Here is a 24,725-nt window from a genome sequence, read left to right as displayed (position 1 = left end):
AGCTTATAAGCTTTAATTAATATTTATGCATAACCCTAACGGTTATAAAAAGTGTAGTTATGGGTTTGTATATTGAGGCAATACTAGGTATTATTGATAATAATTATCATTTGCAATAATACCGTATGCCTAATTCCGTAGAATCTTTGTATAGACACCATCATGACTGGTTACATGGTTGGCTATCTCGTAGATTACAACAAGATGCTTTGGCTGCAGATTTAGCGCATGATACTTTTATCAAAATTATTCAACATTATGATCGTTACAGCTATGATCATCCTCGGGCATTACTCACTACAATTGCTAGAAATTTAGCGAATAAATGGTGGCAACGCAAAAATATAGAACAAGCCTATCAAGAAAGCCTTTCTTTAATGGATGTTGAAAGTCATCCATCTCCAGAACAAGAGTTAATTGTGATTCAAGCATTATTAGAGCTAACGCAGTTGCTCAATAACCTCGATGATAGAACAAAGAATGTTTTTATTTTATGGAAAATTGAGGGGCTAACGTATTCATCTATTGCTGAAAAACTTGATGTTTCATTAATTACAGTAAAACGAGATATTAAAAAAATATTACTCAATTGTATGCATATTTTTGAAGTCGATTAAGAGTTAAGTTTGGATTGTATTGAATGAACATTAAGGATAAAGATGATTCGATTATTCTCGAACAAGCCTTAGATTGGCTCTTATTGATGGATGAAAATGGTTTAAGTGAAACGCAAAAAATAGAATTCGAACAATGGAAAAATTTAAGTATTCAACATCAAAAAAATTGGCAAAAAATAGAAAATGTTCAAAATAAATTAAAACAAAATACAGAAAAAATTCCTAAAAGTATTGCAAGAGATCTATTAACTCATCAAAAAATAACTCAAATTTTACCGCTTAATTTAATGCTTATTATGATATGTAGTGTTGTTATAGCATCTATTTACTTTGCTCATGAACAAGCGTGGACATCTGATTATAGTACTACTTATGGCGAGCAAAAAGAGATTTTATTAAATGATGGAACGAAAATTCATTTAAATAGTAAAACAGCTATTGATGTTCAATACGGCGAAAAACAACGGAATATTATTTTAAAATTTGGTGAGATTTATGTGGAAACAGGCAAAGATGAGAAACATCGTCCATTTACTGTTTTGAATAAAGATGGTGCGATGTTAGCGCTTGGAACAGCATTTGATGTACGTCAAGAAAATGAGTTTACAACGCTTTCTGTGACTCAACATAGCGTAGAAGCGACAACACAAAGTACCAATCAAAAAATTAAGTTAGAGACTGGTTATTCCATGGATTTTAATAAAACACAGTTTTACCCAAAACAAAAAATAAATATAGAAAACATGTTGTGGCGTCATAGTTTGATGATGGTTGATCGAATGAATTTAGCCGAATTTAGTAAAGTTATTGAAAAAAATTATGGTCTAAAAGTAGAAGCGGATACGACATTAAGTCATCAAGCAGAACTCAAAATTTCAGGTACATATCCAATGAATGATTTAGAGCGATTAATTACGTTGTTAGAAGATACTTATGGGTTTGAGATTAAGAAAAATATTTTTGGAAATAAGCTTTTGATTAAAAAGACGATTTAACATTCAGGTTAAAATAAACGGAAAATAAATGATACTTTTTTTGTTTTCACGGATTAAGCCTTATAAGAGCAATAGATTTTTATATCAATTCTGCTATTGCGTTAATAACGAATAGGGTTCTAGAAAATGAAACAGTTCTTTGCACGTCCTTTGGCACTTGCAATACATCAGGCAATATTTTTAGGTGTTATAGCAACATCTAGTATTGCCATAACACAAACAGTCAATGCGAAAGAAACACTTACATATAACTATAATATTCCTGCAATGTCCTTAGATCGGGCAATTTCATTGTTTAGTGCACAATCTAGAATTGTATTTGCATTTGATCCTATACAAATTCAACATTTACAGAGCAAAGGCTTAAAAGGAAGTTTTAGTATAGATGCTGGGTTTAAAGCCTTACTTTTTCCGCATGGTTTATATATCCAAAAAACAACTCAAGGTTATGTCATCGCTAAAATAGCTCGCCCGCAAACAGATTTAAGCACAGGAAAAAAGGATATAAGTAACGTTGTATTACCGTCCATTCATACCAAGGCAAATTCTTCGACTCAGTCTGGAACACAAATATCTAGAGCAGAAATAGACCGTTACGGAAATATTTCCGCAGGTGATTTATTTAAAGGTGTTGCAGGTGTTCAAGTTGGGGATAGTCGTAATGGTGGTGGTGTAGATATTAATATTCGTGGTATTCAGGGACAAAGTCGAATTGCTGTGACGGTCGATGGATCTCAACAAGCCTTAGATACCTATAGAGGATATGGAGGAACGCAACAACGAAGCTATTTTGATCCAGATTTAATCAGCCAAGTTGATATTACCAAAGGTCCAAGTGGTGCTGCATCTCCTACAGGTGGTATTGGTGGAACAGTTGCAATGTCTACCTTAAAGGCAAAAGATATCTTATTAGCAGATCAAAAGTCTGGTGTTCGTATTACAGGAGAATTTTTAGATAATAGTGTCAATCCTGCATATAAAAATACAAACAAAGCAGATGGTGTTGAACTTACGGAAATACCGCATAGTGGACGAGGTAATTTTTTAAATAATAGTGCCAAAGCAGGTACAGCGGCATTTGCATGGACAAGCGATACACTCGATATTGTTGCGGCATATGCCAAACGTAAACAAGGTAACTATTTTACAGGTAAACATGGGCTTGAACGTTACCGTATTTTTGATGGAAGCTCTGAACAAAATTCAACTGCACAATCATATGCTGCTGGAGAAGAAGTTTTAAATACTTCGGCTGAAACTGAATCTTGGCTTTTAAAAGGTACATTAAGACCTAAAGAAGGACATGAACTAGAGTTAAGCTACCGACGTTTTGATGGAAAATATGGTGAAATTATGCCATCTGATATTTTCCGTAATGGTACAGCAGGTATTTATCAGTATCCATTAGGTGAAATTAAAATGGATACGCTTAGTGCACGCTATGTTTTAGAGCCAGAAAATAACGATCTTATTCATCTAAAAGCAAATGCATGGTGGAATCAAACCAAAAGCGATCAATTAAACGGCTCATTCTTTTCTCCAAGTTCTCAGGAATATATGAGTGATCGTTCATGGGTGCGAATGGACAATGAAAGAATAGGAGGAGATATTTCTAACCGTTTTGATTTTCCATCTAAATTGGGTTTATTTAGCTTGAGTGTTGGCAGCTCATTCCAACATGAAAATATAAGCCCACAAAAGAATGTGCTGATTTCAGAGTCAGATATCCAAATGAATAAAGTGATGCGAGATGGATCTCGAACAGCATTTAACATGAATGCTCAACTCAATTATAGCCCTGTAGATAAACTGAATATTTGGGCAGGTACAAAATTTTCGAAATTTAGCTCACAAGATAAAAATAAAGAATACAAAGCCATTCGTAAAAATATGAAAGCAAAGCAAGTGAGAGCTTATAAAAAAGAAGGTGAGTGGGGCGATTCTATGTATTGGTTCCCAGATGAAAATGGAAACTATACCGATGCAACAGATCCACGTTTAAATAATGCTATTGTTTTTAGTAATACAAATAATCCGTATGATGGCACACCATATAATGAATATGGCGCTGTTGGTTCTGTTGTATATGATGAGCAAACGACAAATATGGTCGTTGGTTTTAGTCATAAAGAAGCGCTGTCATCTAAAGATCATGGCTTTGCACCTGCGTTTGGTATTAATTATGAAATCTTGCCTCAAACCAATCTTTATGCAAGCTATACTGAAGGTCTGCGTATGCCTTCACTTTTTGAAACGACCTTTGGTACGCAACAAGTTTCACCTATTATTGGACTAAAACCAGAACGTTCACGGGTATGGGAAATTGGTGCAAATACAAGTATTGATAATGTCATTACACAAGATGATTCTGCATCTTTTAAAATTGCATATTTTGATACGAAAATTAAAAACTATATTACGCGTTATTATGACTCACAAACATTTGGTGCAATGTATATGACCAATGCAGACAGTTATTCAGCCAATGGGCTTGAGTTTCAGTCTAGCTACAATAGCAATCGATTCTTTACAGACTTATCTGCAACCTATTATTTGAAAACTGAAACCTGTGATGCAAAATTTGCACAACATTTGCGTTTAACCGCATCGGAATATCAAAAAACATATAACACGCCAAATTGCACAGCTGGAAGTTATATGGGTTCTTATACCAACACGCAAAACCCACCAAAATTTTCAGCAAATATCACTTTAGGACAACACTTTTTAGATCAAAAATTAACAGTGGGTGGGCGAGTGAGCTATATGTCTGGGCCTACAGAAGTCATTAATCAACCGTGGCAAACAGGTGCAACAACACCGCAAATTGAATATCAACCTGTAACGCTTTTAGATGCATTTGTTAGTTATAAACTCAACAAAAATATGACTTTAAATACGTCTTTGCAGAACATTACCAACCGCTATTACTTAGATGCTTTAGCGCAAAGCTTTATGCCAAGTCCAGGGCGTACATTTAAAACCGGTTTTACCGTGAAATTTTAAAGATTAGCGTTTTATTGTACGAAAAACAGAAATATACACTTAAAAATTGGATGGATTACAAATGAATAATCAACAAAATACAGCAACAGATTGTTCAATTTCAGCACGATTAAAAGCGGAAACATCGCATGAACATGATCGAATGGAAGTTTTAATGGCTCAAGCAAAAGTCTTTGATAGTAGAGAAAATTATATAAAATTCACCTTATCACAGTACTATTTCCAAAAAGATATTGAACATCTATATACATATCCTGAAGTTTCAAAGCTTATTCCTGACTTAGAAATTCGTGGCCGTTCTGAAGCTGCACTAAAAGATTTAAAGGATTTAGATGCGATTCCAAAAGGTAAAAGTGATTTAACTTCCATAAAATCAGTAGATTATTTACAGGCATTGGGTTGGATCTATGTTTCTGAAGGTTCTACATTGGGTGCTGCATTTTTGTTCAAGGAGGCACAAAGTAAACTAGGTTTATCTGAAACATTCGGTGCTAGTAATTTAGCTGCATATCCTGAAGGTCGTATGCGTGTATGGAAAAGATTTAAACAAGCATTAGATCAGGCAGATTTTACTCAAGATCAGCAGAATAAAATTGTTGATGGAGCATTACAAGGATTTGCACATTTTGGTCGTGCATTAGAAAACATTCAGCAACTTAGATAGAGCGATACAAGTTATAAGAAACTAAAGAATATTTCATTCGAAGTGTTCTTTAGTTTTTTCATTCTAAATAGGTTGTATTGGTTTGAAAATAAAACAACAACTTATGCGAACTGTGAGCACGGACATCTTATTTGCTTTAAACAGATATATTTGTGCAAGCAACAGAAAATAATGAACAATCGATAGTATTCAGTATGTAGAATTCTAAGGTTGATTTTGTTATTCACCAATTAAAATGTCTATGCGATAAACCATTTAAAATGTCCTGTTTTTAACCACAAGAGTCAAGCACAGGATTTAACTTTCTTTGTTCAATAATGGCTTTCTGAGCTTTACGACTCGGCATACTTTTCTTGGATCTAGAGCGTTTGTTTTGCTTATCCAGTTCTTCATGCTGTTGCTGAATATGGGCTAGAACTGAACCTAATCTTTTATTCTCCACCACTTCATTTTGTTGTAATCCAAGCAGTTTATTGAAGATGCTGTAGTTAAGCTTTCTTCCCTTATGCATCATGGCCACAGTCCCATCTGGGTATTCCAAGAATGCAATGTGCTGTCCTATGAGCGTTTGATTTAATTCTGTCGGCTCAAGTAGGTAAATACATTTGTCATAGCTAATCGTTAGGCTCTTCGTCACTTTACGTGGTTCTTGCCAGGTAAAAATATCATCTAGTTCAAGATTAGATTCCGTTAAGGGCCGATGTAAATTCTTCGGATTTCTCGCACACTTGGCAAACTTCTGATTGAACTGCTCAATAAAGCAGGGCAGCCATGTATTGGCTTCTGCAATGCTATTGATACCTTCAAGGCGCATCTCTTTAATCAGACGATCCTGAAGGGTTCTATTGGCGCGTTCTACGCGACCCTTGGCCTGTGGGGAGTTGGCGAAGATAATATCAATATTTAACTCATTCAGAATTCGACCAAACTGAGTCACCTTCGTTTGTTGTGTACTACTTTGATTCACCCTAAATACTGAATGTTTGTCGCTATAAAAGGCCAAAGGCTTGCCGTATTGTTCAATATAGGCTCGGGTTGAAAGCATATAGTCAAAGGTCGTTTCAGCCTGACAGAAGCGCAGATGTAACAGCTTGCCCGTCGCATCATCGATATAAACCAGCAAGCAGCATTTAGCAGCCCGACCTTCAAACCAGTCATGATATGAGCCATCAATTTGAATCAACTCACCGAGACAATCACGGTTATAGCGCGGTTGATATGGACGTTTCAGGCGTTTGGAGCGTGGAATCCATAGCTCATTAGCCGTCATCCAACGCCGAATCGTTTCTACTGGGATAGTCAGGTTAAACATACTGCTGAGCTTCTCATGCGCTAAGGTAGGACCAAAGCCCAGCAGATGTTCAGAAATAATGGAAAGACATTTTGATTTGACCAATTCATCATGGCGATGATGACCAGCTTGACCACGACTAGCATGGGCCATAGCTGAAACACCATCTTGATTGAGCTTCTGCAATAGTCGGGTAATTTGACGAGTTGATAGGTTCAGAATTTCAGCAGCACGGACTTGGGTAATACGATGATCTCGAACGTCTTGCAGGACTGCAAGACGTTGAATTTCTTTATTAGACATAGTGATTAGCATCTATATTTATATCCAGTCCATGATGATAAAAACCATCATAAACCAGACATTTTTATTGGTGAGAATATAGACACTTTAAATGGGTTTTAACAGATTTTGTTATTCCAAAGTAGAAATGTCCTACCTAATAACCAAATAGAAATGTCCTATAAGGACATTTCTAAGTCAAGCGCAGGATTTATATTTCGTTGTTGAATTACTGTTTTCTGTGCACGTCTGCTTGGCATTTTTTGAGAGCGATTACGTTTGTTTTGTTGTTCTAATTCCTCATGCTGTTGTTGAATATGCGCTAAGACAGACCCTAAACGCTTGTTCTCAACTACTTCTCGCTGATTCAGCTGACTTAATTTATCAAAGATGCTGTAATTGATCTTTCTTGCTTGATACTCAATGCCAACCGTACCATCTGGATATTCTAAGAACTCAATATATTTACCCATCAAAGTATGGTTTTGTTCAATATTTTCTAAAATATAAATGCACTTATCGTAGGTAATGGTGAGGCTTTTACTGACTTTACGTGGTTCCCGCCAAGTAAAAATACTATCTAATTCCTGAGGGGTTTCAGTGCTGCAGCGATGTAGGTCTTTGGGATTCGATGCCACTTTGGCAAACTTACGATTAAATTGCTCAATAAAGCAGGGCAACCAGGCGTTCGCCTCTGCAATGCTATTGATACCTTCTAGGCGCATCTCTTTAATCAGACGATCCTGAAGGGTTCTATTGGCGCGTTCTACACGACCCTTGGCCTGTGGGGAGTTGGCAAAGATAATATCAATATTCAATCTACTCAGCACACGTCCAAACTGCGTTATTTTAGTTTCTTGTTTACTGCTCTGATTCACTCTAAATACTGAATGTTTATCACTATAAAAAGCCAAAGGCTTGCCATGTTGTTCGATATAGCAGCGTGTCGAAAGCATATAATCAAAGGTTGATTCTGTTTCACAGAAACGTAAGTGCTGTAATTTACTGGTCGCATCATCAATATAAACCAGTAAACAGCATTTAGCGGCTCTTCCTTCAAACCAGTCATGATATGAGCCATCGATTTGAATGAGTTCACCCAAGCAATCACGGTTATAGCGGGGTTGATATGGGCGTTTCATGCGTTTGGAGCGTGGAATCCATAAGCCAGCTGCAATCATCCAGCAACGTAGCGTTTCCACTGAAATATCCAACCCATGTACAGTGCTAAGCTTTTCATGTGCTAGGGTCGGCCCGAAACCATAGAGTTGTTCTGCAATGATAGTCAGGCAGTGTAATCTTAGTTCTTCTGATCGCTTAGAATTACTCGATTGACCACGACCGGCATGAGCCAATGCTGCGGGACCGTGAGCTTTATAGGCTTGAATTAAGCGCCGGATCTGGCGTTCTGAGAGTTGTAAAAGCTCTGAAGCTTTAGATTGCGTTATGCGTCGATCACAGACTTCTTGTAAGACTGACAATCGTTTAAGTTCTTTATCCGACATAGACACCAACATATTAAATCGTCCGCTAAGAAAATCTCTAGTTGAGTATTCTAAAAGCGGACATTTCTACTTTGGAGAAACCGGACATTTCTATTTGGGACTTACAGATTTATTTCGTATAATGTATATTATGTTAAATAAAATATACTGGAAAATAGCTTCATATACCTACTGCTCGTCACGCGACAGATAAGTTGTCATTTGCGACAGATGTTATGTCATTCAAATGTATATTACACGTAACATACATAAATTTATTGGTCTGACTCTTAGACTCAACTTTTCTCCTATATTCCATAACGTCTCACCTAAGAAGGCTCCTAGCAATTCTTTTAGCTCTAATAAAATACTACTTGGCTACTGTTTTATTAAAAAAACTCCTGAATATTTCATATTTATAGGACTTACGCATTGACGGATTCAAAAAAGTATTAAAATACTTTATAAAGTATCTGTGATCAGACGAATTAAAAATGCTTCTACAGCAACTTGTACTCTACCCATTTATATGGGCTTTCTCATGACAGAACCGAACTCTATTAGCTGCACACAACTTGCCGAGACTTATAATATCTCGCATGATAGTGTAAATCGCTTTCTAGAGCGTGAAGACTACACACCTCACGACCTATATCAGGAAGCAATTCAACATATTGATAATAATAAACTTATAGTCAGTATTGATGATACTGTTTTAGATAAACCGTATAGTCAGCATATGGACTTAGTTAGCTATTTTTGGTCAGGCAAACACCACCGTTCCGTCAAGGGTATTAATCTCATTACCTTGTATGCGACAGATCAAAATGGTCAAAATATTCCAATTAATTTCCGAATTTATGACAAATCTGAAAGTAAAACCAAGAATGATTACTTTATGGATATGTTAAGTGAAGTACTCAGTTGGGGTGCAAAGATTCAATTTATTACAGGTGATAGTTGGTATTCATCGACTGGAAATCTAAAAACCATAAGAAAATATGGTATTCGATTTATGTTTGGTATCGACTGTAACCGTAAGGTTTCCCCAGAAAAAGGACAATGGTTTCAACTGCGCTTATTGCCAGATTTCCATCAGGGTCAAGTGGTCTGGCTCAAAGATTTTGGCTTTGTACAATTATTTAAGACTCAGTTAAAAGAACAGCAGAGGTTTTATATTGTGCATCAAGATGAAGATGATTTATTGTCCTTTGAAGGTTTTCATGAATTACATTCAAGTCATTGGAAAATAGAGCAATATCACCGGGTGATTAAACAGGTTTGTCATATTGAAAAGTTTCAAGTAAGACGATCTAAACTGATTTTGAATCATATTTTTTCAGCCTTGATGGCCTACGTTGAGATACAAAAGAACCAGTTTGAGCGGATCTTTGAAAATATATATCGTTGGCAGAAGAAATTATTTAGACCAATTATCAAAAACTTCATTGATGACTTTATTCTCGATAAAAATCATCTGCTACCACAGAGAATCTATAAATGATAGTGCGTAAGTCCTAATTTATAAAAAATATTTTAGGAAAATGTAATAAAATATTTCAATGTCTTAAAATACTTTTGTCCCTTTTCCTAGGCTTTTTAAAATATATTCATGAAGCGTTAAAAGTATCGTTGGGGTTTAATAAAAATATATTTAAATCCCTCTATCTTTATTAAGTATATAAAAATATTAGAAAATTAATTCTGCTTAAAACCTTAGTTATAAGTTAATAATAACTATTTAAAAAAAATTAAACTTAGCTCTTAAACTCTTAAGATATTTTAGACAAGATATTAAAGGCCTTTGACTTTTAATAATTCATATTTAGTTAATAAAAACAAAATCTTATGTGTAATTATTACTCTATTTTTTGATTTTTATGGAAAATTTTGGTCTTAAACAAGAAATATAGAAAATTGTAGTTTTTATAAAATTACTATATTTTTATAAAAAATTTAGGAGCTTTCGAGATGATAAAAAGTATCCAGCAAGTAAAAGAAGAATTTAATAGTTCTGGTATATCAATTGCGGAATGGTCAAGGGAAAATAATTTTCCTGCTCCATTGGTCTACCAAATATTAAATCACACACGCATTCCGCAAAGAGGAAAAAGCCATCTGATCGCTGTGAAGTTAGGTATAAAGCAATAGAAATTTATTCTTATAGGTTTCTATAAAAGAAAACGACTTATGTCGGCAAACATAAGTCGTTTGATTCCAATACAGAAGCACTGAAACACAGTAATTTAAGTATCTTCTGTATTGGGTAATTCGTCAAGCCCAACATTTTGTTTTTTACAAAGTGAATAAACAGGCTCGTTTCTGAATAGCAGCCCTGCTGTTTTATTTTTAGCGAGTTTGTTAAGGAAGATACTCAAAATGAAAAAATATAAAGATGATCCAAACTCAAATTTTCATGAGCAGATCGAACTTGCTTTTAAGCGTGGCTCTGATATTGCAGGTGTCTTGCGCGGCATCAGGAAAATTCATCAAGGTAGCGTAGGTAAACGTACATCATTATTTCCTAGTAAGAAAAATGCTGGAATGATACCTGTTGAAAGTAATTTGGAATTAGCATATGCAATTGAATTAGAGAGAGATCTTTCTGTTGTTTCCTATCGGACACAAGCATTAAAAATCCAATTAAGTCAAAGTGAATCAAATTATCCTGACTTTTTAGTTAAATACTCTGATGGCCGTGTTGAAGTCCATGAAGTAAAACCAGATAAACATAATTTGACAGAAAAAAAAGCTAAGAAACACCATCGAATTAAAAAAATAATAAATTACCATAACATACAATATAAGGTAGTCGATAAAAATGATGTTGTGTTGGGATTTAACCAAACTGCATTATTATATTTTTATCAACGCTTAGGAATACAATCGTGGACAGATCAGCTGATAGATAAAGCAATAAAAGTCATTCCTACTCATGGTCAATTACTATTCACAGAAATACAAAAAATACTTGAAAACAATAGTTTGCCTGTTGATATAGCATATTACTTAATATTTTATAAATATATTCCTATGCCAGTTTACATCCCAGCTCTAGTAGAAGCAGTTAGATCTCGGGGGCTACTATGAACTCACATTTGTTAATTCCAAAGATAGGGTTAAGATTTTTACTAACTGGAACCTCCTTTGAAGTTAGTTGGACAAGTCAAGGGATGGTACGTTACTCAGCAATCACTGGGGGAAAAATCTACTCAATTAGTATCGAAAAATTTACTGAAAAATATCATTCAGGTGAGATCAAATTAAATGGAGATTTATCTGACTCAGTATTAAGTAAGGAAAAAACTAGAGATCTATTGAGAAAACAAGAATACATTAAAACCGTGTTAAATTCAGTTAGTCATCCCTATTCACATTCTAATGTTTATAAGACAATTATCGATGTTTCAAGACGAATAAAGGACCATTCTCCTCCCTCACCCCGTTCAGTCATGAGGTGGATAAAACTGTATTTAGATAATGACAAGGATCTCTATGTTTTAAATAAAATCAAGCCGGGAAATAAATTCCTTCGCTTCAATATTGAAATTGAACAAATTATAACTCTTGCAATTAAAGAGTGCTATTTAGAACCGAAAGAACGTCGAAGTAGCATTGATGTTGTTTCATTTATCAAAGCAAAAATGCTTGAGCAAGATATAAATGTTAATCAATGTCCATCATTACGTACTATCCAACGAAGAATTAAGCAGTTGGATCCTTACCTCGTACTACGAGCAAAAAAAGGTACAAGAATTGCAAATACAACATTTAAAGCTGCTGGAATAAAAAAAGAAAGCCAATTTGTAATGGCAATAGTCGAAATTGACACTCATTATTTAGACATATTTATTATCGATGAAGAGTCAAAAGAAGTTATGGGGCGTCCTTTTCTAACGTGCGCTATTGATATCTTTACTCGTTGTATTGTTGGATGGTATCTAAGTATGTTACCAGTTAATGCTTCAAGTACTCTTGCAACCATTAAAGATATGTTAGACAGACCACATCAGGGTCTTCCTGGTGGTATTCCCAGTTTGATTATCCCTGATAATGGTGTGGAATTTAAAAACAATACAATGAGCAAAATATGCTGTGAATTAGGTATTACGATTCAGCCAGCTCAAAATAGAACCCCAGATGATAAAGCTAAAATTGAACGTTTTTTTGGGACAATAACTCATAATCTGATTCAGAAAATAAAGGGTACTACATTCTCAAATCCTCGAGAAAAAGCTGATTATGATCCAAAAAAAAATGCTAGCATTACTTTAGCCAATTTAAGATCCTATCTAACCGAATGGATCGACGAAATTTATCATAAAAGTATACATTCAAGTATAAGTCGAGCACCCATACTTGCATGGAAAGATGCGGTTAAAATAAGCCCTCCTATTTTGCTCTCAAAATATCAGATTGATGTCCTTACACGGAAAACTTTTAAAAGAAATATAAATCATGGTCAGGTTAAATTTCTGTATTTAACTTATAAATCTCATGTACTCGCAACATTGTCAGCTCAGGGGATACTTGAAGTTTTCCTTATGGTAGATGAATCAAATCTAGAATATATTTATTTTCAAGATCCATTAGATAGTAGTAATTATATTCGAGCTGATTCAACTGATCCAACCTATACAAGAGGATTGACATTGTATGAACATGAATTAGTTCTCGAAGAAAAAAAGAAAATATCAAAAGCAGATAAAGAAAAATTAGGTGAACATATAACAGATTTTGCACGATGGGCTTTACATCAGCGTATTCAATCAGATGTTAAGCTAAATAAAAAAGCGAAACAACTTAAGATTGAGCTGCCAAATCATTTAAAAGTTCTTTTGGAGGATCCAATAGAATTTAATCTAGATGAACAAAAAAAAGATTGTTTCAGTACTTTACCGCTGATGTCATCACAAGCCAAAGACTTAGTTTTAGATAGTTTATCTGATAAAAAAGATAACTATTCAGATTTTTTGACTTGGGAGTTTGATAATGAATAGTGATCAAATTATTTTAGATAAAATTAATAAAATCATGCAACTAGTTGTAGTTTCATCTGAATTTAATACAGCTTATAAAGGGATTTTACTTTGTGCAGAAAAAAATAAAACATACGCGCAGCCATTTGGTTGTTTGCTATTAGCAAAAGGTGGCTTAGGAAAAACAACTCTCTGCCAAACTATTGTGAAAAAGCATCCCCCTACTTATCGGACTGAGGAGGGATTTAAGAAGTCCATAGTCCCTGTGTTTTATATAGAAGTACCCTCACCAGCTACTGTAAAATCTGTTGCAAGTTGTATGTTAAATGCTTTGCATGATCCTGCTCCTTTTTCAGGAAGCACAGCGCAGATGAATCACAAACTTGTAGCACTGTTAAAAGTATGTGAAACAAGGCTGATATTTATTGATGAATTTCATCATTTGTTTGATCTTCAAACTTCGACTAAACGAATGAATACAGTGGTATGCAACTGGATAAAAACCTTGGTAAATGAAACTGGTATTTGCTTTTGCCTAGTAGGTCTACCTGAGTTTGAGTCGTTATTGAAGATTGACAGTCAGCTTGCACGAAGATTCTCACAAACCTTTAAGCTGAATCAGCTTAGAGTTACAAAAATAGATGAACCAGGGACATTACATGCTTTCCTTCATCAGATTTCATTAAATATAGAAAAATATTTACATATTAAATTTGAACCTTCTTTAACAAGTCAACTATTAGCTTTACAGATTTATATAGCTACAAATGGTCACCATGCCTACCTAATGCTTCTTTTAGAAAATTGTCTTTTCCAAGTCATGAAAAAAGATAAATATATAATAACGATTGAAGAGTTTATTAAAGCATGGGATGACGGTATTACTTCCTATGTAAGTAAAACTAAATCAAATCCATTTCGTCTAGATATGACTAGTATTTCTTCGAAAATAAGAAACTCTTAGCTCTGATTATATGTGTAATCATACTTTCATTAAGTAGAGTAAAAGCAATGGATAAGCCAAATTTTAATAGAAAATTTCTTGTCATCCCTATACCAGAAGAAGATGAATTTATTCTGAGTTTTTTAAACCGTATAAAAATAGCTAATGCTTACCCTTCACTAAATTCTGTTATAAAAACAATTTTTGATAAGAAGATAAATATTATTAATATAGTTAAAGGAAATTTTGACAAGTCGGTTTTTTACAAATTTACAGACTTAGCAGAAGATGATATAAATAAATTGTGTATAACTAATAAAAACAATTTTTATATAGTTAGTTGTCTATTAATTTGTCCATATTGTATTAAGCAGAACTGTTATGTCTCTCTTACTGGATATAAAAGAAATGCGATATGCCCCACCCACTCGATTCCATATATAAGTAGGTGTCCCCACTGTAATAAGTTGTTAGATTGGAATGCTGAAAAAATTGAAATCTGTAAATTCTGCAAGATTTCTGTTTATTCAAATATTAGTGATTATATCGTTGAATATGATGAAAAAATAAGCCAAAATGATATTTTTATAATTTATAATGATTTTTTAGATTTGAAAGGTATATCGCCTAGCAGGAGTGAGCAGTATAGTTTAAATAATTTATATAAAGGATTGAGAAAGTCTATTGATTTTTTAATGCAACCCGATCTGTTTATTATCAAAGAGTTTAGAGAGTTATTCATAAGAACTGATATTCGATTTCCTAATTGTAAAGCAGTTAGATATGAATTTTTCTTATTAGTGCTTAGAATAATTAGATTGATAAATAGCATTTCTTTAATTGGTTTGAAAATTAGAGAGAGTCTTTCGAATATTGTGGGATTTGAGTTGGTTGAAAATATTTCTAATAATTACGACAAAGAGTTATATAACTTTTTGAATTATTACAATATAAGTTTTGGTCAAAGGGAAGTTGATTTAAATATTAAAAAAATATTGAACACAACTGATGATGTTTCAGATTTGGTAATTAATAAGTATTTTGAAAAATATAATAAAGATAATAAGATTAAATTAGAAGATTTTATTCACTTTTGTAAAAGTTTATCTAAAAATTTAAGCTTTGAATATATTAAGGGTGAATATATTTTTCTTCATAATTTTCCACCAAGCAAACAATTAGAATTGCTTGATAAAATATTTTACAGTCCTATTTTTTTGTATAATTTTAATTATAACGAAGTTTTGATGGGAGTTAAAATTAAAAAAGTAGATTTAAACTTAGTTGAAAAAAACTTTTAGATTCATGATTATACACTACCCAAAACATACCTATATGACTGATTTTACATATTTTTAATTTAAGGTTGTAGTCGGCTTTGTTGCACAAACTTATTCATAGTGGCTTATAACACAAAGCAATGCCGTCATCTCATTGCAGATCGACAAGCAAATGCGGTGATTCCGCCAAGAAAAAATGCAAAGCCTTGGAAAGCTATAAAAGTTCATTCGCTAGAGCGAAATGAACTACTTCAAACAGTTAAACGTTTCGGCAGGATGCGATGGAAAAAATGGTCAGACTATCATCGGTGTAGTTTGGTTTAAACTAAGATGCACTGATCAAAACTAATTTTTGGCAATCAATCAACATAGCGCTGCAAGAGCACCTAACTTCTTGAAAAACAAGTGTTTATAAAAAATAGTATCAACATGATGATATAAAATACTCAAATATCCAAAAATTGGTCGTACAATTGATAAGCTGGTTGAGGGTAATGGTGTCTTCTACAAAAAAATTGATTTTGCGATGAAAATTTAAGACAAAGATGGATGATTTGGAAAATCACTTTTAATCTCTAGCATTAAACTATCAATACTAATATTTTCTCCACCACCGCCTTGTTTTAAGATTCGAAGCGCTGAAAACCATTGTGCACGCCCTGTACCATTTAATCTAAGCCGAGAAATATCCCCTCCGGCTCTTTGCCATATATCTTGGTCAATCGGTCCCGCTGGATACAGTTCAGCAATTATATCTTCTAATTTTTTATCTCTAATCAGACTAATTGATGTTTCGTTAGTTGATACTTGCTTTATGACACCTCCACACCGTAAAGCTACTGGGAAATTATTTTCCAAATTACTTTTAAATACTGGATGTTGTGGATGGTTTCTAGTTGCTGCTTCTACAGATACTGTTTTTTCCAAATAAGAAAAAATATCAAATACACGAACGACATCCTCATTAGAAGGCCCAGCTTCTCCTTTTAGAGCAGATAAAAAATGTTTCGTAAACAAACTATTCTTATCGCCAGGTAAAATTATGGATGTTTCTGAATCTCTTGATGAAGCTATTAACACTTTACCGCGTCCTTGTGATAACTTTTCTAAAGATTTATCTGAAAATCCTAAAGTTACATTAGGTGTAAAATTTTTAATAGTAGCCACACCAGCAGAATGACAGGCATCAATAATAAATAATAATCTTTCGGAGTTAATATTTGACAATAAGCTAGATAATTCGGTTGCGGATAGCATTCCTCCGTCAGGTTGATTAAAGTCTACAGGAACTAACGAACAATCTGGATTAGCTGCATCACTTTTATTGTAGCCATGACCAGAAAAATAGATAAAAACAGAATCATCTGAAGTAGCTTTTTGAGCTATTTTAATAATTTCATTTTTTATATTTTCTAGAGTAGCTTCAGAATTAAGAAGCATTTTAACTTTTGACGCTTCATAGCCACAGTAGTTTTCAGCCGTAAGTATACTCGCTACATCACAAGCATCTTTTGTTACTATTGAAGGTAATGCATTGACACCTTCATATTCAGCGATCGCAATGATAAGTGCATATGCTTGAGGAAATGTTTTGTATTGATTCATTTTTAACTCTTAGAATAAGTTGCCTAAAATAGAAACTTTTTCATTATTAGGAAAGTCGGACTTCATTTCACGGATTAAATTTGAAGGATGTGGCTTACTTCCGTTTCGAATTTTCCTTATAGCATCCCTCCAATTTTCACGACCAGATCCCAATACTCGAAGAAAAGAGGTTTTTCCTCCAGCTCTAGCCCATATATCTTGATCATCTGGACCTTTAGGATAAAGTGACTCTAGTAACACCCAAAAAGCCTCCCAGCGATCATTATCACTTACGTTGCCGAGTGTTAAACGATTCCAAATTGATAACAATCCTTTGCACGAGTTCAATATAGGATTCAAATTTAGAGTTAATAGTTTTGATTCGTTAAAAACCACAGTAGCGGCCTTATCCCATCTGTTTTGATTAATAATCTGACCAATCATCTTCATATCAGCTTCTATTTTTTGCGAAGATGAATTAAGCCAGAAAATTAACCAATCTATAAACTCAGATTCGGAGAAAAGATTGATAGAAGAAAAAATTGTAAGTACACCTTTAACATTATACAAGGAATCCTGTTTTAATCTCTCGTTTAAGCCAGGTATCTCACAAACTGATTTCTCCAATATACTATCTAAATCAATATGATTAGACTCTAATGCTCGACTATACCAACCAAGAGCCGTCTGTTTCAGAAAGTTATCACAAAGAGTCTTATCTTCTAGATTCCATATATGAATACGATTCAAAAAATCGCATAGATCTGCTACAGGGCTATTGGAAAGCAACCGTATTAGTTCAACATGATTTGACCCTCTTGAAGTCAAATATTCATTCAGCAATGAAAATAGAATCTCCTGAGAATTTTTTGGTGCATTCCAAACCTCTGGATTATTAATTAAAACCTTAGTCCAAATAAAAAGAGAGTTAGGTGATGAGAAATTAACATCCTTAAGTATATGTGGATTTTTAGCCGCTTGTCTTACCACAATATCATTGATACGTTCATCATTCATATCTAGGCAAGCTTGTAATAATTCTGATGCCTTTGCTCTGCTCGTAAGAGCCTCCAATCCAGTTGTAAATGATATATCTCTATCAATTAATAACTGCTGTCTAAAAGCCTCAAGAGTAGAATACTGAGTACCCACAATTAAGCCATGTAAGTGAAGCAAGTTACGATCACGCAAAAATGGAATTAAAAACTCTTCAATTTCCTTAGAAATATTCCTTGGAGCATGGACTACTAACTGATCTTCAATAACTGGCGATATAGTGATTGTATCTAACAATTGCAATATCAATTGAGGGTTGAGATTTAACCACCTCCAGGTGGACAAAAAAATTGATGTGTTTAGATTATTAAAGGCCAAGCTAAATCCCAATTGGACAGAATCTTTCCAATTATTTGAGGACCCATTTTCAGCATCTAAAGCATCCCCTAACACCTCAATGATAAAATGATCATCATCTGTTATGAATTGATCGTTCTCTATCTTAGATACTATTGCTTGCCAAACAACTTGAAAATTACTGAAACCATGACCTTTTAAATTTCTTAGTTTTAAGATATCTTCGATTTTAGATCCTTTTATTAAATTCTCAAATTGTCTTATGAGAAGTTGCTTACCAGCATATCCTGCTGTACTGCTTGGTGAAAGTACTTCAATAAATCGTACTAGATTTAAGAATTCAGAAAATTTATTAAAATTAGTTGTGTATTTCTCTTTAGCCTGCACTAATAAATTTAAGGATTGTGGGTTTTTTATTTGAATTCCGAATTTTTCAATAAAATCTTTATATTCATTGTACCCAGAGCACAAAGCCTGAGCTGCTGATGATGTCGACTCAATTTTGAAAGCCTGATTAATTCTTTTATAATCTTGATTCCAACGAGCAACTAAGGCTTCTGGTATACAAACTAAGTTTGGTAATGCTGGTTCAATACAGTCTCCAGGTCTCAAACTTAATCTGAAAATAAAGTTTTTACGCATACTTGGCCACAGTATTGCCCAAATTGAAATAACTGATTTATCAAAATCTAAGTGGCCAACATGAATAAAAGGTTCTTTCTTTCTACCAACTAATAGCTCTGCAAGCTGAATATTTGAATATCCATTAATTACATTGATATTTCGGGAGATATTAAAAACAAGAGCTTGATTTAGAAAATCATTTTCGTTAATAGGTTCATTAGGAAGTAAATCAATTAAATGATTAATTTCATTTAGATATACTATTTCTTCTAAAGGTATGGCTAATGTATAAACAATCACCATCCCAGCTCTCGACGCATTGACATCTAAAAATGTTTTTGCGATTACATAATAATTTTCTAAAGGAAACCCTGAAATATAGGGGAATGGGTTTACTCCAGAAGGAATAACATCTGGAAGATCAAGCAAAGGGCTAGCCTTGTTAAAAAAATCTTTATTTGAACTAAAACATCGCAAACCATGTCCTTGATTTACCTGACCAAAAATTGCTTTTTCTATTTTTATTGTATCCATTGTTCTACCTTTTAATTCATTCAATTAAGTAGTTAATAGGTAAGGTAAGATCAGAATTATGGACACCATCAATCTCTACAACATAACCGAATTTTTCAGGACCAGAAGTTTGGTAGTCACTGTCATTTATTTTTTTATCTAATGCTTTCCCTAGAGCAGATAACCCCATAATTAAAGGTTTTTCCCATTTAGAATGAATAAACTCTGATAGCATTGGTAAATGTTTTTGTAAAAACTCAAATGGTTTTTCTTTCACATTTAATTCATCCCAGCAACTTATCAAAAAACATACTTTAGGAGTTTTCGAGTTAGGATTAGATTTACTATATAGATATAAAAATATTTGTAGTAACTCTATGAAACGAGATTGATCAGAAAGCTCTCCTGTTTCAGTAGGAGAATTCAGTTCAGAATTATTTTCAGATGATTTGGAAAGCATATCCGCAGATATACGATACAAATGTGGTCGAATGATAATTATCCAGGATGAACTTTCTACAATGCGTTGATGCCATTCATTTGAAATATTATGTGATATAACAATATTAGATACATGTTCTCCAGCATAATCAGGCCAAATCAACTGACCTGTATAGCCATTCTTACTTTTTACAGGCCATACACTTTCAACATAGGTTTTCAATGGTGTATGCTCTGCTGTAACGCCTTCATTCAGGCGATCCATCGCCTCTATAAACGGTTCAAGATTGGTCGCTGCTCCATCCATACTTAATTGACCTAGATTTTGTTGTAACCGCATGAGTAACTGTGCACCAAAATGAGTTTTTCCTACTCCAGATTCACCAATAATTAGTATTGAGTTTTTCATATTAAAACCCTCGACCAAACATAAACAAAGGATCATTTCCTTCATATTCAAATGCTGGTAATTTACCTTTCTGCTTTTTTTGGACTAAGACCCAGTCTAGAAGATTTAGAATATTATTCTCAGGAGAAGAGCTTGGATTCTCATTCGCAAGTATCTGTGTTTCAAATTCAGTCGTTTGGGGCATTACAGAAAAAGTGCTTGTTCTAATACTATTTTCAATAATCTCGTCCTTAGGCATATCACTTTTAGACCATACTAATGCAATAGGACGATTTTGAAGTATCCCTCCTACTCTTTGAATTAAACGATTAAGTTCTGATCTAGCACGACCTTTCGCATCTCCTGATAGAGCTTGCCTATCAACTACAAGCAGAAACATATCAGCATTAGTTGATAGCCAACGGGCACCCTCCGCGTCTGGTGCTTCTGAATTTGCAGCCCATTTACTGAACCATTCTCCAGGCGCATCAGCAAATAAATAATCTTCAACTGTACCATCACTTTTGTTTTTAAAAGCCATATGCAATAAACCTGGTGCTCTTTTAATGCCGCTGGGTGTATGGGCAGGAAAGCAAGGGATATGTCCTGGTTCCCACCTTAAGTTAGCAGAGACAGCCTCCCAACCTGCTAAAGAGTAAGATCCTGCAAATTGACTTTGAATATTTAATGAAAGGCCTCTTGAAATCATCAAATACCAAGCAGCTAATAACGAAGTTTTACCAGCATTTTCGGCACCTAAAATACCAACAATCTTAGGTTTAGAGCATCCACTTAAGAATCCAACATCAGTTAATCCAAAAGCTGCTCCAGTCCAAGGTAGAAGTATATCTGTGGCTAGAACAAAATTTGACGCTTTATCTTCATTGATTTCACAATTCCAATGCTCACATTTGGATAAATCTGGCGTACCTAAGGAGCAACCAACATCTGGTGCATAACAATCAGGATTTGAGCATTTACTCATCCTCATCTTCTCCTGAGATTACTGCTCTTATAGCCTGTAATTCATTAAATACCCAACTAGCCCATTCTGCGTTAGAAAGTTGTATATCTGGTGTTAAACCCGTTAGTCCCCTAAATTGCTGATCATCTGGGTTTATGTTGGATCCAAGTAACTTTAATAATGGTCCACGCCCCTCAAGATCTTTATATTTCTGATTGATATATTTACGAAGAGGTTCGACATATTCCGATTGCTTTACATCTTTAATCCTCTGCCCTAATCCCATACTTTTTTCTTTTTGAGAATTTGTAATTAATGATATTGATTCAAATAAGAATGCTGAAACACTGGCTGGTGAGTGAAGTGGAATCATCTTGAAAAGATCGAAAGCCATTACTGTCGAGGCCACTGTAACTGGCATTTTTCTATAACTACAAAAAGTACTTTGAGAATAAAGAGATTCTTTCCACCAAATTAAGTTACTACGACGCTGTAAGCCAGCTGTTGCTCTACTTACTGCTTCTAAAGCAATGTCAAGATGAGTACCCACAGCAATAGATAGGTCTTTTAATGGTTTTGAAAGATCTATAGGTTCAATCTTTGCTTGTGCTAAAGCACTATCAACAACATCAGAAATAGCAGATACCATGAGCGGGCTAAATTCATTAACCCAATGAGTTGGGCTATTAGGCCAGTGAGGATTACCATTTGTTGTCTCATTCTTTTTGTTTTGAGGTCCAGCAGCTTTTTCAATTCCAATTTGAAGAGCATCACGATTTAATATCACATCTGCTGCTGATATCTTTATTTGTTTTGGTGGTGAGTATGAAAAAGTCTTAATGTAAATATTCTCGGGAGTCGCCCACTCTTTCTCTGCTGCTATGTTTAATTCAGACTCAAATCTAGCAACAAGCTTATGCCACATATCTATTTCATTACCAATTTCTATATGTGGTAAAACATTACGAGTAATTGATACAAAGGCTATTGCTACCTGTTTATTTTCTTCTGCACTAATAACTAATGCTTGTAGTAACAAGGCTCTAACAACCTGAATTGGCGTACTAGCGAATGTATTAAAGTAGGTAGTCCAATTTTCCTCAAGGATAGAAATTGTTTCTTGTACAACAGGATCATTTTCAGGAGCTTTAGGGTCAAGAGCAATTAATGTATAAGCTAGTGCTTTTGATGGACTAAGTTCTAAGATTTTTGCTAGTGAAATTGATGTTGTTTCAAGTTTATCTAGTTTTTCATCACTCCCTTGAAGATCTATAAGCCCTAATTTTAAAAACTTCATTAAAATTTCTGTAGACACCGTACAAATTCCTATTATGTTCAAAATTTAGTTCTTAGATTAATGTATATAAGCATTAGTCCTCACAAGAGAGAATATACCATGAAATATTAAAAATGTCTTTTTTTAAACATCAAATGATGCTATAAAAAAGACATTACTTATACCTTATTTGGGATAAAATATGAATCTTAACCTTCTTGACAAAGATTCTCTAAACGACTCAGAACCTACTCCCTGTGACTTTTTTTTTGGTGAGAGTGGTCGGTTAAAAGCTTTAGAACTAGGATTACCTGATCCAGAATTAATCAAACAAGCCATTATGATTGGCGATGCGAACTTTAGACTGGATACAATTTATCATAAGTCTAGATTTATCTCCCGCTGGGGGAAAATTGGTGAACAAATTGCGCTCTTACTAAGAAAAACAGACCTCGCGTGGGAGTTTCATAACGATAGTCAGCCGAGAATTGAAAATACAGCTAAAAATATCCAAATTATTTTTATGAGTGGTAACTTAGCATTAGGACTCCAGGATCAAGTCCTTTCTGCATCGTGTGTAAAAGGTTACATGACTTTAAAAAACATTAAAGAAAATCAATCTACTTATGATGATGGATCAAAGTTGCGTACATGGATTTTATATTTCCCATCTACTTCTCATCCAGCTTATAAAGCAACCGATATCCCAGCTATTCCTTTTGAAATTGCTTATCCTACCAGTTTTGTTCAAACACCAAATAAAACAAAAATCGACATTTTACCTAGCAATCACTCTTGCAGAATTGCTTGTGAAATAGATAATACACTCCCAATAAAAGTTGATACCAAGCCTGTGTTAGAACCATCTAATGAAATTAAGCCAGATGATTTTGATATTCAGCTTGTAGGATAGGTTTGAGGTTAAAGTGTTTAATAAGGATCGTTTACGTATTGCTAAAGAATTACGTGGTCTTAGCAACTCTGAATTTGCAGAAAAACTTGGTTGTTCTACATCTAAAGTAAAACAACTATTAGATGCAGATAAAGAAATTAATGAAAATGATCAAGCTTCAATTTGTGTTGCTTTGAATTTGCCAATGTCTTTTTTTATCACTGATGATGGATTACAACCTCAGCAAACTGAACATATTTTTTATCGTTCTGTTGCACGAATCAAAGCCCAACATAGAAAGTCCAATGAAGCCCATACTCTTTTAGCAATGAATATTAATAAATATTTGACTCAAAGAATGAAATTACCAGAGTTTCATCGACCGGATTTAGATATTACTGAGGCATTAGGTCAAAAAAATTATCCAGAAAAAATTGCTTCAGATCTAAGAGCCTTATGGGGATTAGGAAATCAACCTATTAACAATGTCATTTCTTTATGTGAATTAAAAGGAATTAGGGTTTTTAGATTGCCACTTGAAATTAAAGAGATTGACGCATTGTCGTTCTTTGATGACGAAAGCGGCAGTCCATTTATGTTTGTAAATAATTTTAAATCTGCCGAAAGGTCACGTTTTGATTGTGCCCATGAACTTGGGCATATTGTTATGCATACTCACAATAAAGATATTCGTTTCGAGAGAGACAACAGAATTCTTGAGACAGAAGCTGATCAATTTTCATCAGAATTCTTAATGCCAACAGATGCTTTTTTTGCCACCGCTCCGCGCTATCTATCTATTGATAACATGATCGAGTATAAAAAAACATGGCGAACATCTTTAAAAGCTATAAATTACAAGGCTCATAAGCTAAAACTAATTAGTGATTGGGTTAATCGAAGCAACTCGATGAAAATTACCTCAATGGGATATCACACAAATGAACCAGAAGAAACTCATCGTGATGAAAGTGTGATGTTACCAAAAATCATTGGCTTACTTGCATCACAACCTGGCTTTGATAAAAATAAAATGCTTGATGAGATAGGTATATCTGAAAATGATTTTAATCAACTTACATTCGACTCACTAGCTAAATTAGAGCTACCAAAGAAAAGACCTTTATTAAGAATTCTGGATTAAAGAGA

Annotated in this window: 18 protein-coding genes and 2 pseudogenes; 13 read left to right on the top strand and 7 right to left on the bottom strand. The window is 34.0% G+C overall.

Going from position 1 to position 24,725, the window contains the following annotated elements:
- Positions 1–125 precede the first annotated feature (125 nt).
- The 4 genes from GTK57_RS13090 to GTK57_RS13075 all read left to right on the top strand — a co-directional run bounded on the left by GTK57_RS13090 (position 126) and on the right by GTK57_RS13075 (position 5,282).
- Positions 126–617 (top strand): sigma-70 family RNA polymerase sigma factor, encoded by a 492-nt coding sequence (locus GTK57_RS13090; protein WP_163123975.1) that lies wholly within the window; start codon positions 126–128, stop codon positions 615–617.
- 23 nt (positions 618–640) lie between these two features.
- Positions 641–1,612 carry a FecR family protein gene (locus tag GTK57_RS13085; RefSeq protein ID WP_228720325.1) on the top strand — a complete coding sequence of 324 codons (972 nt, stop codon included), beginning with the start codon at positions 641–643 and terminating at the stop codon, positions 1,610–1,612.
- 126 nt (positions 1,613–1,738) lie between these two features.
- Complete coding sequence (locus GTK57_RS13080) at positions 1,739–4,618, top strand: TonB-dependent receptor domain-containing protein (RefSeq protein ID WP_163123972.1); 2,880 nt, start codon at positions 1,739–1,741, stop codon at positions 4,616–4,618.
- A gap of 61 nt (positions 4,619–4,679) precedes the next feature.
- Positions 4,680–5,282, top strand: coding sequence for a biliverdin-producing heme oxygenase (locus GTK57_RS13075; protein ID WP_163123969.1), 603 nt, complete (start codon positions 4,680–4,682; stop codon positions 5,280–5,282).
- Positions 5,283–5,553: 271 nt separating this feature from the next.
- Here the strand turns inward: GTK57_RS13075 and GTK57_RS13070 are convergent, their stop codons facing one another.
- Both GTK57_RS13070 and GTK57_RS13065 read right to left on the bottom strand, forming a co-directional pair.
- On the bottom strand, positions 5,554–6,888 hold the full coding sequence (locus GTK57_RS13070) for an ISNCY family transposase (protein ID WP_163123966.1): 1,335 nt from the start codon (positions 6,886–6,888) through the stop codon (positions 5,554–5,556).
- A 146-nt stretch (positions 6,889–7,034) separates the two neighbouring features.
- The gene (locus GTK57_RS13065) at positions 7,035–8,360 is read right to left on the bottom strand and encodes an ISNCY family transposase (protein ID WP_171522146.1); all 1,326 of its coding nucleotides are present in this window, start codon (positions 8,358–8,360) and stop codon (positions 7,035–7,037) included.
- Between the two features lie 454 nt (positions 8,361–8,814).
- Between GTK57_RS13065 and GTK57_RS13060 the strand changes: the two genes are divergently transcribed.
- The 7 genes and pseudogenes from GTK57_RS13060 to GTK57_RS13030 all read left to right on the top strand — a co-directional run.
- Positions 8,815–9,843 (top strand): IS701-like element ISAba11 family transposase, encoded by a 1,029-nt coding sequence (locus GTK57_RS13060; protein ID WP_163123964.1) that lies wholly within the window; start codon positions 8,815–8,817, stop codon positions 9,841–9,843.
- Between the two features lie 467 nt (positions 9,844–10,310).
- Positions 10,311–10,490 carry a DNA-binding protein gene (locus GTK57_RS13055; RefSeq protein ID WP_004911030.1) on the top strand — a complete coding sequence of 60 codons (180 nt, stop codon included), beginning with the start codon at positions 10,311–10,313 and terminating at the stop codon, positions 10,488–10,490.
- A 228-nt stretch (positions 10,491–10,718) separates the two neighbouring features.
- Positions 10,719–11,429 carry a TnsA endonuclease N-terminal domain-containing protein gene (locus GTK57_RS14835; RefSeq protein ID WP_330221025.1) on the top strand — a complete coding sequence of 237 codons (711 nt, stop codon included), beginning with the start codon at positions 10,719–10,721 and terminating at the stop codon, positions 11,427–11,429.
- Positions 11,426–12,019 (top strand): annotated as a pseudogene (locus tag GTK57_RS14745) (transposase); the annotation flags it as partial. The gene GTK57_RS14835 and the pseudogene GTK57_RS14745, both read left to right, overlap by 4 nt.
- 1,312 nt (positions 12,020–13,331) lie before the next feature.
- Entirely contained in the window at positions 13,332–14,282 is a 951-nt protein-coding gene (locus GTK57_RS13040) for a TniB family NTP-binding protein (protein WP_163123958.1), read from the top strand.
- A gap of 47 nt (positions 14,283–14,329) precedes the next feature.
- Positions 14,330–15,562, top strand: a complete 1,233-nt coding sequence (locus tag GTK57_RS13035) for a hypothetical protein (RefSeq protein ID WP_163123954.1) — start codon at positions 14,330–14,332, stop codon at positions 15,560–15,562.
- A gap of 102 nt (positions 15,563–15,664) precedes the next feature.
- Positions 15,665–15,865: pseudogene (locus tag GTK57_RS13030) on the top strand (IS5/IS1182 family transposase); the annotation flags it as partial.
- A gap of 210 nt (positions 15,866–16,075) precedes the next feature.
- On the opposite strand, the gene GTK57_RS13025 reads toward GTK57_RS13030, so the two are convergent.
- The 5 genes from GTK57_RS13025 to GTK57_RS13005 are packed head-to-tail and all read right to left on the bottom strand — an operon-like array spanning position 16,076 to position 22,723.
- On the bottom strand, positions 16,076–17,146 hold the full coding sequence (locus GTK57_RS13025; RefSeq protein ID WP_163123951.1) for a caspase family protein: 1,071 nt from the start codon (positions 17,144–17,146) through the stop codon (positions 16,076–16,078).
- Positions 17,147–17,155: 9 nt separating this feature from the next.
- The gene (locus tag GTK57_RS13020; RefSeq protein ID WP_163123948.1) at positions 17,156–19,636 is read right to left on the bottom strand and encodes a GAP1-N1 domain-containing protein; all 2,481 of its coding nucleotides are present in this window, start codon (positions 19,634–19,636) and stop codon (positions 17,156–17,158) included.
- Positions 19,637–19,652: 16 nt separating this feature from the next.
- Positions 19,653–20,465, bottom strand: a complete 813-nt coding sequence (locus GTK57_RS13015; protein ID WP_163123945.1) for a TRAFAC clade GTPase domain-containing protein — start codon at positions 20,463–20,465, stop codon at positions 19,653–19,655.
- A gap of 1 nt (position 20,466) precedes the next feature.
- Entirely contained in the window at positions 20,467–21,429 is a 963-nt protein-coding gene (locus GTK57_RS13010; RefSeq protein WP_163123942.1) for a TRAFAC clade GTPase domain-containing protein, read from the bottom strand.
- Complete coding sequence (locus tag GTK57_RS13005) at positions 21,422–22,723, bottom strand: GTPase-associated system all-helical protein GASH (protein WP_163123939.1); 1,302 nt, start codon at positions 22,721–22,723, stop codon at positions 21,422–21,424. The genes GTK57_RS13010 and GTK57_RS13005 overlap by 8 nt, the downstream gene beginning before the upstream one ends.
- Positions 22,724–22,886: 163 nt before the next feature.
- Between GTK57_RS13005 and GTK57_RS13000 the strand changes: the two genes are divergently transcribed.
- Positions 22,887–23,597 carry a hypothetical protein gene (locus GTK57_RS13000; RefSeq protein WP_163123936.1) on the top strand — a complete coding sequence of 237 codons (711 nt, stop codon included), beginning with the start codon at positions 22,887–22,889 and terminating at the stop codon, positions 23,595–23,597.
- 13 nt (positions 23,598–23,610) lie between these two features.
- Positions 23,611–24,720 carry an XRE family transcriptional regulator gene (locus tag GTK57_RS12995; RefSeq protein WP_163123934.1) on the top strand — a complete coding sequence of 370 codons (1,110 nt, stop codon included), beginning with the start codon at positions 23,611–23,613 and terminating at the stop codon, positions 24,718–24,720.
- Positions 24,721–24,725: the final 5 nt, after the last annotated feature.

This window comes from Acinetobacter portensis (genome assembly GCF_010646905.1).
GTDB lineage: Bacteria > Pseudomonadota > Gammaproteobacteria > Pseudomonadales > Moraxellaceae > Acinetobacter > Acinetobacter portensis.
Note: the sequence above shows the minus strand (reverse complement) of the source record. Positions and strands in the feature narration are given on the sequence as shown.